This window comes from Teichococcus aestuarii (assembly GCF_042651065.1).
In the GTDB taxonomy this organism is placed as follows: Bacteria; Pseudomonadota; Alphaproteobacteria; order Acetobacterales; family Acetobacteraceae; genus Pseudoroseomonas; species Pseudoroseomonas aestuarii.
The window spans coordinates 106,157-119,533 of the sequence record NZ_JBHSCH010000004.1 but is presented as its reverse complement, the minus strand read 5'-3'; the positions used below and the strand labels follow the sequence as shown (position 1 = coordinate 119,533).

Sequence of the window (13,377 nt, the reverse complement as noted above, 5' to 3'; positions counted from 1 at the left end):
ACTCTGGCGGCCAAGCCGATCAGACCTCCGGGCAGACCGGCACGACTGGCACCGGCACGACTGGCACCGGCACGACTGGCACCGGCACGACTGGCACCGGCACGACCGGCACCGGCACAACCGGCACCACTCCATAATCTCTGCTGGCCGCCGGCGGGAACATGCGGCTCTACCGGCGGCACCAACGCCACTCTTTCGACTTGTGCGTGAAGCAGAAAGAGAAGCTCCGAGCTTGACCTTGGCGAACAGCCTAAGGTGGCCGACCTGCGCCGCCATTCCGCAATGGAGCTTCTGCAGATATTTTTGTGAGCGCGGCGGGGAAAGCGTTATTGGCAAGCAACCAATTTTCAAAAATAAGCTTCCCCACGCGAAGTCACTGCCTCGGAAGCTATGCAGTTTCCCACTGCACCCTTTGCTCGACCGGCTTGAGAAAGGCCTTTGCACCAAAGCTGGTTTCGATGGCGCCTGACGGCGTCGTTCACGCCGGTAACTTGAGAATTTGGAACATCGAACCGCGCAGCCCGCACGACCGGAGGTAGAAACAATGAGCGACAGACTTGCCGGCCGGCTCGAAGCGCTTTCTGCGCTGACAGGTATCCGTCTCGTCAGGCAAAGCGGCGAGCCGGCGCGGTTGCCAGCGGCGCTGCGCCTCCTCCGGCCGCATCAGTGGGTCAAGAACGCCATTGTCGCGTCGCCATTGCTGCTCTTCCCGGCAGATCTCACCCTTGAAAACCTATACCTTATCATTTCGGCCGTGGTCAGCTTCTGCCTGCTGGCCAGTGCCGTCTATATCATCAATGATATCTGTGACCGGGAAGCCGATCGCGTGCACCCGGTCAAGCGGTTCCGCCCGATTGCCAGCGGCGCCATCAGCCTGCAGATCGCCCTCTTGCTTGCAGCCTTCGCGCTGCTGGCCGGCCTGGGTCTGGGATTGTGGCTAAGCCCCCGGTTCGCTGCCATCGGTGCCGTCTATTTTGCGGCCAATCTTGCCTACTCCTTCGGTTTGAAGAATGCCTCGATCATCGACGTCATGATCATCGCGCTCGGCTTTGTGCTGCGCATCGTGGCCGGCACGGTCGCGATCGGCGTCACCGCCGGGGTTTGGGTGATGGTCTGCGTTGGGCTGGCCGCCTTGTTCCTGGCCCTCGCCAAGCGGCGCGATGACGTGGTGCGCGCGCTCGACACTGCGCATCGCAGGAGCCTGAACGGCTACAACAAGCTCTTCCTGGACACCGCCATCGCCGTCGTGCTCGGCGCGCTGCTGGTCGCCTATGTCATCTACACGACAAACGAGGCCGCTGTGGCCCGGTTCGGCACGCCCGATCTCTACCTCACCTTGCCCTTCGTGCTCGCCGGCATTCTGCGCTACCTGCAGATCACGCTGGTGGAAGAACGTTCCGGCGCGCCGACGGTGATCCTGCTGACCGACCGTTTCATGATTGGCAGCCTGGCGTGCTGGGCGGTCAGCTTTGCCTTGCTGGTGCATCTGTGATGCTGGCCCTGGAGGCGCTGCCGGCGCCGAAGCTGCGCCGCCTGGAGTTCGGCATCATCGCCGTCATCGGTCTTTTCGCCATTGGCATGGCCGTGGCGGCGGCGCTAGCCGGCGGGCCGGAGGTCTGGTCGCATCTGCGTTCGCTCAGTCTGCCGCTGACGGTTGCCCTGCTCGGCCTGTCGCTGGCGAACTACCTGCTGCGCGGCCTGCGCTGGCACCTCTACAGCCGCCGGGTTGGCGCGGAAGTCTCGCTATGGCAGTCACTGTTCTACTACATCTCGGGCTTCGCCCTGACCACGACCCCGGGCCGGGTTGGCGAGGCCTTCCGCCTCTGGATGATGCAGCGCTGCAACGGCACGCCCTATGAGCGGACGCTTCCGGTGCTGGTCGCCGACCGGCTTAGCGATCTCGGCGCGGTTGGCCTGCTGATGCTGTTCTGCCTTCTGACCGCCTCGCCGCAGCCCTGGCTGCTGGCCACTGCCCTTGTCGCCACCTTCGTCTCCTTTCTCCTGGCCTTGCGGCCACAGATAGCGCTGGCCATGGTGGGTATGACCTTTCGTGCCACCGGCCGGTGGCCGCGGCTTTTCGGCCGGTTGCGCGGCATGGTTCGGCGGATGACGGCACTTTTCTCGCCGGAGGTGTTGCTGCTGACCCTTACCCTGGCCTTGGCCGGCTGGCTGGCCGAGTGTTATGCCTTCTTCCTGATCCTGCAGGCTTTCGGCGCGGAGGTGCCTTTGCATCATGCCGTCCTCATCTTCACCGCCGGCATGCTGGTGGGTGCGGTCACCCTGATCCCTGGCGGCGTGGGCGGCACGGAGGCAACCATGCTGGCCCTGCTCGCCGCCCAGGGCGTGCCGATGGAGCTGGCCATTCCAGCCATCGCGGTGATCCGCGTGACGACGCTCTGGTTTGCCGTCGCTCTGGGCTGCCTCGCCCTGCCGCAGGCCCTTCGCCGCGCCCGGCAGGCTCTCTGATGGCCTGGAAGCGGATGGCGCTACAGGGCTGGGGGCGCGTCACGCGCGCCGAGACCCTGGCCAGCCGGCCCGAGCGGCAGCGCGAGGTTGCTCCGCTGCTCCTTGCGCCCGAGGCGGCACCGGGCGTGATCGCCTATGGTGGCGGCCGCAGCTATGGCGACGTGGCGCTGAATTCCGGCGGCGCGACGCTGCTGACCCAGCGCCTCAACCGCCTGCTGGATTTCGTGCCGGACACCGGCCTGCTGGTCTGCGAGGCCGGCGTGACCTTCCAGGACATCCTGCGCACCTTCCTGCCACGCGGCTATGCCGCGCCCGTCTCGCCGGGAACCGCCTTCGTCACCATCGGCGGCGCCATTGCCAACGACGTGCATGGCAAGAACCACGACCGCCACGGCAGCTTCGGCGACCATCTGGCCTGGATCGAGCTGGTGCTGCCTGACGGCCGACTGGTGCGCGCCTCGCGCGAGGAGGAAGCGGAGCTCTTCGCCGCCACCATCGGTGGTCTGGGCCTGACCGGCCTGATCCTGCGCGCCGCCTTCCATCTGCAGAATGCGCCCTCGACGCATTTCGTGGTGCACGAGCGCCGCCTGCCCGACCTGCAGAGCTTCATGGCCGCCTTCGCCGAGGTACGGCGCCAGGCCACCTACTCGGTCGGCTGGATCGACGGCGTGGCGCGCGGTGGGCAACTGGGGCGCGGCATCCTGCAGACGGCGGAATATGCCACCGGCGAGGTGCCGCGCGCACGGCCCGCCCGGGAGCGCCGCATGCCGGTGGACCTGCCGGCCCTCGCACTGAACCGCCACAGCGTCCGCCTGTTCAACGAGGCCTATTTCCGCCGCGTCCCGGCTGCGGGGCGCGAGCGCATCCTGCCGGTGGAGCAGTTCCTCTATCCGCTCGACGCGGTGCTGGACTGGAACCGCCTCTACGGCAAGCGCGGCTTCTACCAGTTGCAATGCGTGCTGCCCGACGCGGCGGCCGAGCGTGGCCTGCCGGCGCTGATGGAGCGGGTTGCCGAGGCTGGCGCCGCCTCCTTTCTGGCGGTGCTCAAGACGCTTGGTGAGCGTGGGCGGGGTTATCTTTCCTTCCCTCTGCCGGGCTTCACCCTGGCACTGGACCTTCCAGCCCGCCCGGAGACCCCTGCGCTGATGGCCCAGCTTGAAGCCATGATCCTCGACCATGGTGGCCGGGTCTACCTGGCCAAGGACGCCTGCCTCTCGCCTGAGGGCTTCCGCCGCATGTATCCCGAGCTGCCGCACCTGCAGGCGGTGCTGCAGCGGGTGGACCCCGCCGGCCGCATGCGCTCGGACATGGCGCGGCGCCTGCAGATCCATGGTGCGGCATGACGGCCGATCTCTGGGTGGTGCTCGGTGCCAGTTCCTCTGTCGCCCGCGCCTTCGCCCGCGCTGCGGCGGAAGGTGGGGCCGACCTCGTGCTCGCCGGGCGCGACCAGGCCGACCTCGCCGACACCGCCGCCGACCTGCGCCTGCGCACCGGGCGCCGGGTGGAGTGCCTCGACTTCGACGCCGCCGGCTTCGACAGCCATGACGCCTTCGTCGAGACCTGCTGGCGGCTGGCCGAAGGGCACCGCCTGAACCTCTTCTTCGCCGCTGGCAGCATGCCGGACCAGGAAGCGGCCATGCGCGACTTCCGGTTGGCGCGCTCCATCGTGGAGGTGAACTTTCTCAGCGTGGTCTCGCTGCTGAACCGGCTGGAACCCGGTCTGCGTGCACAGCGCGGCGGCGCCGTGGTGGTGCTCGGCTCGGTGGCCGGTGACCGTGGGCGGCGCAAGAATTTCCTCTACGGCTCGGCGAAGGCGGGGTTGCACGCCTACCTCCAGGGTATGCGCGGTCGCCTGCTGGCCGACGGCGTGCGCGTCGTCACCGTGAAGCCCGGCTTCCTCGACACGGCCATGACCTGGGGCCTGCCAGGCCTTTTCCTGGTGGCCTCGCCCCAGGCGGCGGCACGTGCCGGCCTGCAGGCTGCCGGAAAGGGACGCGACGAGATCTATTATCCCGGCTTCTGGCGCCTGATCATGCTGATCATCAAAGCCATTCCCGAGAGGCTGTTCAAGCGCCTTTCCATCTGACGCAGGAGCATCCGTGGACCTCACCTATCCGCTCGCCCCCCTGCTTGGCTATCTCGCTGCAGGCAGCCTGAAGTTCGCCATCAACACGCTGCGCGACCGCAAGGCCGCCTGGCGCGGCATCGGCCTCGGCGGCGCCGTCAGCACGCACACCACCATCGTCTGGACCACCTGCTGGCTGCTCGGCTTCCGTGACGGCTTTGGCCAGCCGGCCTTCTCGGTGGCACTGACCCTGGCGGTGATCGTGATGATCGATGCCATGGACCTGCGCCAGAAGATCGGCGCCCAGGCCCTGGCGCTGAAAGCGGCCTTTCCCGAGCGGCCTGATGTGGCGGCGCTGCGCGGGCGCCTCGGGCACAAGCCCCAAGAGGTTCTGGGCGGCATCGCGCTCGGCGCCCTTTGCGCCGCGATGCTCAACTGGCTCTGAGCCTCCCGGAGGGCCACGCTGTGGCGGGCGCTGCTGTTTCTCCACACTCTCGTCACATTCCCGCCCTACCCGGGATCGGTCCGCCACTGCGCGGCATCCCTCTGCCCAGAGCCGGAAAAATGGCATGACTGGTCGCTTTCGCTTTGCGCATTCGTGGCGTTGGATGCTCCTGGCCCTCGCCCTGCTGCCGGTCCATCGCTCCTCCTCCGCGACCAACAGCACCTCGCATGCCAGCGGGCCTGAGATACGCAAGATCTGCCAGGTGGTCGGCGAGTTCGATCGCCAGCAGGGCATGCCCACCGTCAATGCCACGGAGCGCCGGTTCAAGTTCTGGGGGGCCGATCTCGGCGCCTCCTTCGAGCATAAGGGCAGGCTCTACTTCCTGTTCGGCGACACGCATCCGAGTGGCGGTCTGGTCCGCGCGCGAGACGCGGATTCCATGGCGGTCAGTGACACCACCAACCCGCGGGACTGCATCCGCCTATCGTTTCTGACGGACCCGGATGGCGGCTTCCGCCAACTGCAGATCCCCGGCGTGTATTCCGGTGCCTTCGCGGTGCCGACAGGCGGCTTCAGCCTCAACGGCCGCATGTACATCCTGGCCACTGGCGATCATCGCGAGCGCGGGAATGTCGGCCGTTCCGTCCTCGCGCGGTCGGATGATGACGGGCACGAATTCCGCTACCTCTACGACATCTCGCGCGACAAGATGGTGCATGTCGCGCCGGTGCTTGTATCTGCAGGGCAGGTGCAGAACCTGCCGGCCCCCGACGGCGCCGGCGTGCTGCTCTGGGGCAGCGGCGACTTCCGCCGCAGCAACCCGCATCTTGCCTTCCTGCCTGCCGGCGCCGTCGAGGATACGAGCGCATTGCGGCATTTCGCCGGCCTCGACCCGGTGACGAAGACGCCGCGCTGGAGCGCCGACGAGGCGGAGAGCGTGCCGCTTTTCGACCAGCCCTGCCTCGGCGAACTCTCGGCCGGCTGGAACGCCTTTCTCCAGAAATGGATGCTGCTCTATACCTGCGGCGGCCCGCGCGCCGCCACGTTCCTGCGCACCGCCGATCAGCCCTGGGGCCCCTGGTCGGCGCCGGAGGCGCTGGTCGATCCGGCGCGGGAAGACGGTGAATGCGGCTTCATCAGCGCCGGGCGGCCGCCGCAGCAGCAGCCCGCGTTGCTGCAGCTTGTCCGCCTCGGCCGCCGCTGCCACACGGTGTCGGATCCGCACACGCCTTTCACACCGGGCGAGGCATATGGGCCCTACCTGATCTCCCCCTTCACCGAGGGCGAGCCCGGTCTCTCCTCAACGATCTATTTCCTCGTCTCCACCTGGAACCCCTATACCGTCGTGCTGATGCAGGCGACGCTCCGCGCTGGCAACGGCCCCATCCTGCGCGACGCCGCGCCACTGGCGCGGCACCCCTGAAATCCGCCTTCGGCTGCTGGGGTGAACCAGCAGCCAGCTTGGACGTTAGTGTCGGCTGCAAGAGGCCTTCCCCAGCGAGAGCGAGCACCCCCCTGATGCCCCTCAGCGATCTGTCTGTCGGAACGGCGGCCGTCCCGCACCGCTCCTGGCGCGTGCACATCACCAGCGCCGCCTGGGCGCATGTCACCCTGGCGCTCTGCCTCGTGGTGGCTCTGCTGCCGCTGCTGGCCACCAGCATGCCGCCCTTGTTCGACTATCCCAACCACCTGGCCCGGGTTGACGCTATCAATCACTGGGCCAGCAGCCCCGGCCTGCAGGCGAACTACCGGCTTGCCAGCTTTCTGATTCCGAACATGCTGTCGGACGTGGTGATGCTGGCACTGATGCAGGTCGCCGATGCGCGGGCGGCGGGCCTTCTGCTGCTGGCCCTGACCTTCATCCTCACGCTGGGCGGTCTCTACCTTCTCAATCGGGCCGTGGCCGGCCGCTACAGCGTCTGGCCCCTTCTGGCCGGCGTCTTCCTGACCAACGAAATGTTCTTCTGGGGCTTTCTCAACTACAACCTGGGTCTCGCCCTGCTGCCTTGGGGCCTCGCCGCCTGGCTGCTGATGGAGGGACGGCCGCGCTGGCAGCAGGTGGTGCTGGGCGCATTCTTCGCACTGCTGATCTTTCTCGCGCACCTCGTCGCCTTCGGCCTCTACGCGGTGGCCATCGCAGCGCTGGAGCTGCGGCACGCCTGGCTGCGGCGGCGCGAGGGGCTTGGCCCTGCCTTCCTGCGCCTCGTTGCGTCGGCTTCGCAATTCATCCCGGCCCTGGTGCTCTACTGGGCGATCAGCCCGTCGCACGGCCTGCCGCTGAGCCCGCACTTCAACTTCAGCGCCTTCGTCAAGCTCTCTCCCTTCACCCGCCTGCTTTCCTCCGGCAACCCGCATGCGGATGCCGCGGCCTCGCTGATCTCGCTGGCAGCCCTGGTGCTGGCGCTGACGATGCGGCAGGTCCGGCTACATCCCGGCCTGTTGCTGGTTGCCGCGCTCTTCGCCCTGCTGGTGCTGGTGCTGCCCTATTCGGCGATGGAGTCATTCTTCCTGGACTGGCGGATCGCCATCGCCGCGGCCTTCATGCTGCTCGCTGCAATCGTGCCACGCCGCCCGCGCCCGCTGGCGACAGCGATTGCTTCCATGGTCATCCTGCTGCTGCTGGGCTCGCGCAGCTACGTTCTGGCGCAGGACTGGCGCGTCCAGGGGAAGGTGATCGGCGAGATGGTCGCGGCCTTCCAGCGCATTCCGCCGGGAAGCTTCATTATTCCCGCCGCGCGCTACCCGATTGAACTCGGCGACTGGACGCAGACGCGCCGCATGCGGCCGCCGCCCGAACACATCGTCGCCTATGCGATGATTGACCGCCAGGCCATCATCCCCAGCCTCTTCGCCAAGGCGGGGCAGAATCCGCTCGTCTTCGAGCCGCTCCTGCCGGAGATGAAAGCCTTGGACCGTGGCCCGATCGCCCGCGTGCCGGACGCGGCGGCGTTCCGCCCGCTGGTCCAGAACGCGCTGGCCGTGGCCTCGCGGGCCGATGAGGTGCAGCCGCCGCTCGCGGGAGTCTACATCGCCATGTACCAGTGGGGCTGCGAGGACTGGCTGGCGGGCCTTGCCGTGCAGCCGGTGGCCTGTGGCCAGGGCTTCTCGGTGATGCGTGTCGTGCCGCCGGCCAAGGCCTCAGAGGAGGCCGGGTGATGGCGGCGTCGCTCTCTCATCCAGCGCGGCGCGCGCTGGCCGCTGCCCTGTGCCTGCTGCTGCTGCCGCTCATCGTCTGGAGCCTTGCGCGGGCACTGCCAACGCCGGGGCTTCTGGACTATGGCTCCTTCATCGCCTCCGGCCGGGCGGCCTCCGAGGGCCTTGACCCCTATGGCATCTATCCGCTGACGTTCCACGTGGCGTTGCCGGGCTTCGAATCCTGGAACCCCAACCTCAATCCGCCGGCCGCGCTGCCGCTGTTTCAGTTGCTTGGCTTGCTGGACCCGCATGAGGGCTTCCGCCTGTGGTGGAGCATTTCTGTGCTCTGCTACGTCGCGACGATCCTGCTGCTGGTGCGCCGCCAGGGCAGCGGCGATGGGCGCTGGCTGGCTGCTCTCTGGGCTTTCGCCCTTGCCGGGTTCTGGGACACGCTGTGGGCGGGGCCTGGCGGCGGGTGTTGCCATCGGGCTCGTCGTTGCAGTGAAGCCGAACTTCGCTGTCTGGCCGGTCTTGCTGTTCCTCTCAGGCTATTACCGGCCTGCAGTTTCTGCTGGCGTCACGGCGCTCCTGCTCAGCCTTCTGCCCGTGCTGCTCTACGGGCCTGAGGTCTACCAGCAATGGTTCGCAGTGCTCGCCGCGGAAGGGAACCGCGCCGTTTTCCTCACCAACGCCTCGCTGGCCGGCTTGCTGCAGCGAGGCGGGCTCGGTGCCTTTGCGGCGCCCGCCGGCGCCTTGGTGCTGGGCGCGCTTGCCCTCTGGGCCTGGCGCTGCCGGCCCAGCCTGGCACAGGCGAGTGCGCTGGGCCTGGTTGGTGCGTTGCTCGCCTCACCGCTCGCCTGGGTGCATTACACGCTTTTCCTGTTGCCTGTTTTTCTCCTCCGGCCGTTGAACTGGGCTCTCAGTTTGGCGGCGGTGCTGTTGTTGATCCCGGTCCCTTGGGTTCTGGCCTTCATGGGATCACCTGCCTGGGTCCAGGCGACGTTCGGCTCCATCTACGGATGGGCGGTGCTGCTGTGCCTTGTTGGCGCGATTGCCGGCATGGAGTGCCGGGCTGGCGGAGAGAGACGCCTGCGGCGGCAGGCCGCCTCCGCCGACCTTGCCCAAGGATCCGGAGCAAGCTGAAGCCTGCCCGGGAGAACCCCCCTGCTGCCGTGTACGCCGAAATCTGCTGGCAGCCGGTGGGGCAGGGGGACGTCTCGGATCACCGGGGGCTACACGGCCCGAAGATGCACCGCCACCTCCCGAGACTACACACCTAATCAGGCTCAATCGGGCCGCTACCACGAGTTGCGGCCGCCGATTGAGACTCCTTGTACTATATCCGTCCCGCTCGGGGGGCAGCGGCGGCTCCAGCCAGCGGTGCCGCACGCTCAGGCAGCACGCCGTTGAACAGCAGCCGCAGCACAGGGCGGCGACGGACCAGTTGCTGATGAAACCCCAGCGACAGGATCGTGGAAGCCGCCACCAGCAGCACGAACTGCAGCAGCACCGGAATCCCGCTGCCCATCATAAGCACCACGCCGAACACGATGAAAACCTGGTGCACCAGGTAGACGGTGAAGGAAGAGTCCACCGCGATCTGCACCAGCCTGTTGGCGCCCTGAAAGCAGGCCCGCATCCCCGACATCAGGATATGGGCGAACAGGATGCCGACGACGGGCATCAGGAAAAAGGTCACGGCCCGGTAGATGTCCTCGTCCCGCCACTGCACAGCGGCCAGTGCCGCCGCCAGGACAAGCCCTGCCGCCCACATCCACCAGTGGATGCGCGTGAAGCGGTCCAGCCAGTCGCGGCGCAGCGCAAGGGCGGCACCGCACAGGAAGACGGGCAGATGGGCCGAGGTGCGCGCCAGCACCAACATGCCATGAAGGGTCGAGTTGAGGCCCAGGACACTCAGCGCCACCACCGTGCCCAGCGCAGCGACCCCGCTGAACAGCAGCAGGCCAGGCGCCACCCACCAGCGCGAAGCCATCAACCCGGCAACCCTGTCGGCGCGGCGCGCCAGCGCAGGCATCCAGCGCAGGCGCAACAGCACCGCCAGGATCGAGGAATAGATCAGCAGATCGATCAGGAACCAGAGGTGCGACACCCAGGGCTCGCCAGGTGTCGCCAGCATGCTGAGCCACAGATCCAAGACCTGGCTGGGTTCAGCCTGCCAAAGCGCCCTTCCCAGCATGAGCAGCGGATTGATCAGGATCGTGGCGGCAGCCAGAGGCACGCCGAGGCGGACCAGGCGGCTTCGCCACCAGGACCCGGGACGCCGCTGACAGAGCATCATTGCAAAGAACCCGGCGATCAGGAGGAACACCGGCATGCGGAAGGTGTGGCTGAGCTGCGCCGCCCAGCTCAGCAGGGCCGAGTCCCGCTCCGCTTCGACGATCCAGGCCTGATGGGACGAGAAGGCCAGCGCCGCATGGTAGGGAATGCCCAGGAACATCAGAATGGCGCGCAGATAGTCCAGGTAGTGATGGCGCTCATTCTTGGATGGTTCGCAACTTCGATCAGCTGTCATTCCCACTCGATCCGCCAGGGCTGTTGTGCAGGGCGCTGTTGAGCAGCGCGGTGAAGATAGGTCTGCCCGAAACCGGACAGCAGCATCAGCAGGACGCCGGGAGGGCTGGCGAAAGCCGTGCAGGCTCTTCCCTCCCATGCCGGCGCGGGGCCTAGCGGAAGACCAGAGCCGGCACGCGGCACTCGCGCAGCAATGTGGAGGTGACACTGCCGAGGAACATCCGCGTCAGCACACCATGGCCATAGGCGCCCATGACAAGCAGATCAGCCCCGCTTTCGGCGACCACGCGGGCTATGACGTCTTCCGGCCTTCCGGGCAGGATCTGCATACGAACGTCCAGGCCAGCCTCACCAAGCCTGAAGCGCGCCTCAGCCAGCCCCTCCTCGTCGGTACCGGCATTTCCGACGGTGAGTAGATGAACCGAGACACCATGCAGGAGCGGCTGCCGCGCCAGATATTCGACGGCCTTGCGGGAGGCGGCGCGGCCATCATAGGCGATCACCGCCCGGCTGATCGGCTTGAAGGCGCGTGAGGCGACCAGGACCGGGCAAATGCTGGTGCGCAGCACCCGCTCCAGGTTGCTGCCCAGATGGCCCTTGGCAAAGTCTGCCGCCTCGCCGCGCTTGCCGACGACAACCAGATCGGCGGCTTTCTCGAACTCCGGCAGCGCCTCCACCAGCGCCCCATGGCGGAGGGTGAGGGTGACCTCGGCAATGCCCGCAGCGCGCAACACCCGCTCGGCGTCTTCCAGGATGGCTCTTGATCGCTGCTGTGCGAGGCGCCCCTGAGCCTCGTCCAGCTCGACCATCTTCCGGAGAAGATCCTGTGAGGCGTCAAATCCGATGGCACCGCTCAACTCCGCTTCCCTGGCTGCGCCGGGGTGACGGTCCAGCATGTGCAGGACCTCCACGGCCGCGTTCAGGCGGGAAGCCGCCCAGGCGGCATGCCCATAAATACTCGGCGCATAGATCGAGCCGTCGGTGCAGGCGAGTATTCTGGCCATATGATCCCCCCCTCAGTGTGCCGAGAGTTGCTCGAGCGCATCCGGCTTGTCGTGCATTGCCAGGCGGTCGACGAGTGAGATGCTCTCCTCGTTCAGCCCGACGATTTCCACCTGTGTGCCTTCGCGGCGGAATTTCAGCACCACACGATCCAGCGCGGCAACGCCTGTCAGATCCCAGAAGTGGCCTTGCGTGACGTCGATAGTGACGCGCTCCAACACTTCGCGGAAGTCAAAGGCGTCGCCAAAGGAGGCTGCCGAAGCGAAAAAGATGTTGCCGCGGACGTAGTATGTACGCGCCTTGCCATCGGCTGAGAGTTCCGACCGGACGCGGACAATGCGCGCCACCTTCCGGGCGAAGAAGAGGCCGGAGAGCATCACGCCGACGAGAACGCCCTGGGCCAGATCATGCGTGGCGACCACCACGGCGACCGTGGCCAGCATCACGGTGCTGGAGCTCTTGGGATGCACGCGCAGATTGGCAACCGAGCGCCAGTTGAAGGTCCCGATTGCGACCATGATCATCACCGCGACCAGGGCGGCCATCGGGATCTGCCGCACCCATTCGCCGAGCACCAGGATCAGGAAGAGCAGGAAGACGCCGGCGAACAGCGTCGAAAGTCGTCCGCGTCCACCGGATTTTACATTGATGACGGATTGGCCAATCATTGCGCATCCCGCCATGCCGCCAAAGAAACCGGAGACGATGTTGGCGATGCCCTGGCCGTTGCACTCGCGATTCTTGTCGCTGGGCGTATCAGTAAGATCATCGATGATGGACGCCGTCATCAGCGATTCCAGGAGGCCGACCACGGTTAAGGTCACTGCTGTGGGCAGGATGATCCGCAGCGTCTCGAGGTTGAGCGGTATATCGGGAAACAGAAAGAACGGCAGCTCGGCCGGAAGCTCGCCCATGTCGCCAACCGTGCGCAGCGGCATGCCGCTGGCGATGGCGAGGATGGTCAGCACGACGATGGCGATGAGCGGCGACGGCACCGCCGTGGTCAGACGCGGCAGCAGATAGATGATGGCCAAGCCCAGCGCTGTCATGGCGTAGGTCTGCCAGCCATGCCCCACCAGTTCCGGGATCTGCGCCATGAAGATCAGAATGGCCAGGGCGTTGACGAAGCCGGTCATCACTGAGCGTGAGACGAAGCGCATCAGATCGCCGAGCCGCAGAAGACCCGCGATGATCTGGAGGATGCCGGTGAGAATGGTGGCAGCGAGCAGGTATTGCAGGCCATGGTCCCGCACCAGCGTGACCATCACCAGCGCCATGGCGCCAGTGGCCGCGGAAATCATCGCTGGGCGGCCACCCGTGAATGCGATCACTACGGCAATGCAGAAGGAAGCGTAGAGGCCAACTTTCGGGTCCACGCCCGCGATGATGGAGAAGGCGATTGCCTCTGGAATGAGGGCGAGAGCCACGACCATGCCCGCGAGAAGATCCCCGCGGATATTGCCGAACCACTCGGCCCTTATATTGGCCAAGCTCATGGCAGCAATGCTCCAAGGCGGCGCCGGTGGGGCGCGCGGCGGCAGAGAGGCGACGCTCAACGTCGCTCACGGCAACTCATGTGGAATCGGGGGCAGATACGCGACAGAACGCGCTTGCCGATGGCAGCAAGGTGTCTCGAAACGAAGGCTTTGCCTTCGTGATGGGTCTCTGAAGACCTACATCGGACTGATCGCTGGACCTTGTTGCATGGCCTCCGCCTCAGCGAGGGCTCGGT

Annotated in this window: 10 protein-coding genes and 1 pseudogene; 8 read left to right on the top strand and 3 right to left on the bottom strand. The window is 66.6% G+C overall.

Features of this window, described 5'->3' with window-relative positions; translation table 11 throughout:
* Positions 1-544: 544 nt before the first annotated feature.
* The 8 genes and pseudogenes from ACFOY6_RS03355 to ACFOY6_RS03320 all read left to right on the top strand — a co-directional run bounded on the left by ACFOY6_RS03355 (position 545) and on the right by ACFOY6_RS03320 (position 9,254).
* A complete protein-coding gene (locus ACFOY6_RS03355; RefSeq protein WP_109517219.1) occupies positions 545-1,492 on the top strand; it encodes a decaprenyl-phosphate phosphoribosyltransferase in 948 nt (315 codons plus the stop codon).
* Entirely contained in the window at positions 1,492-2,466 is a 975-nt protein-coding gene (locus tag ACFOY6_RS03350; protein ID WP_379641336.1) for a lysylphosphatidylglycerol synthase transmembrane domain-containing protein, read from the top strand. Before ACFOY6_RS03355 ends, ACFOY6_RS03350 begins: the two co-directional genes overlap by 1 nt.
* Positions 2,466-3,809 carry an FAD-binding protein gene (locus tag ACFOY6_RS03345; RefSeq protein ID WP_379648943.1) on the top strand — a complete coding sequence of 448 codons (1,344 nt, stop codon included), beginning with the start codon at positions 2,466-2,468 and terminating at the stop codon, positions 3,807-3,809. The genes ACFOY6_RS03350 and ACFOY6_RS03345 overlap by 1 nt, the downstream gene beginning before the upstream one ends.
* The gene (locus ACFOY6_RS03340) at positions 3,806-4,552 is read left to right on the top strand and encodes an SDR family NAD(P)-dependent oxidoreductase (RefSeq protein ID WP_109517216.1); all 747 of its coding nucleotides are present in this window, start codon (positions 3,806-3,808) and stop codon (positions 4,550-4,552) included. The genes ACFOY6_RS03345 and ACFOY6_RS03340 overlap by 4 nt, the downstream gene beginning before the upstream one ends.
* Positions 4,553-4,565: 13 nt before the next feature.
* Entirely contained in the window at positions 4,566-4,976 is a 411-nt protein-coding gene (locus tag ACFOY6_RS03335; protein WP_379648940.1) for a divergent PAP2 family protein, read from the top strand.
* A gap of 163 nt (positions 4,977-5,139) precedes the next feature.
* Entirely contained in the window at positions 5,140-6,399 is a 1,260-nt protein-coding gene (locus tag ACFOY6_RS03330) for a DUF4185 domain-containing protein (RefSeq protein WP_379648938.1), read from the top strand.
* A 203-nt stretch (positions 6,400-6,602) separates the two neighbouring features.
* Entirely contained in the window at positions 6,603-8,132 is a 1,530-nt protein-coding gene (locus tag ACFOY6_RS03325; protein WP_379648936.1) for a hypothetical protein, read from the top strand.
* Positions 8,132-9,254: pseudogene (locus ACFOY6_RS03320) on the top strand (glycosyltransferase 87 family protein). Before ACFOY6_RS03325 ends, ACFOY6_RS03320 begins: the two are co-directional and overlap by 1 nt.
* 193 nt (positions 9,255-9,447) lie before the next feature.
* Here the strand turns inward: ACFOY6_RS03320 and ACFOY6_RS03315 are convergent.
* From ACFOY6_RS03315 to ACFOY6_RS03305, 3 genes are all read right to left on the bottom strand, one after another.
* Positions 9,448-10,644 carry an acyltransferase family protein gene (locus ACFOY6_RS03315; protein ID WP_379648934.1) on the bottom strand — a complete coding sequence of 399 codons (1,197 nt, stop codon included), beginning with the start codon at positions 10,642-10,644 and terminating at the stop codon, positions 9,448-9,450.
* Positions 10,645-10,795: 151 nt separating this feature from the next.
* Positions 10,796-11,647: a universal stress protein gene (locus ACFOY6_RS03310; protein WP_379641323.1), complete on the bottom strand. Its 852-nt coding sequence runs from the start codon at positions 11,645-11,647 to the stop codon at positions 10,796-10,798.
* Between the two features lie 12 nt (positions 11,648-11,659).
* Entirely contained in the window at positions 11,660-13,141 is a 1,482-nt protein-coding gene (locus ACFOY6_RS03305) for a SulP family inorganic anion transporter (RefSeq protein WP_379641320.1), read from the bottom strand.
* Positions 13,142-13,377: the final 236 nt, after the last annotated feature.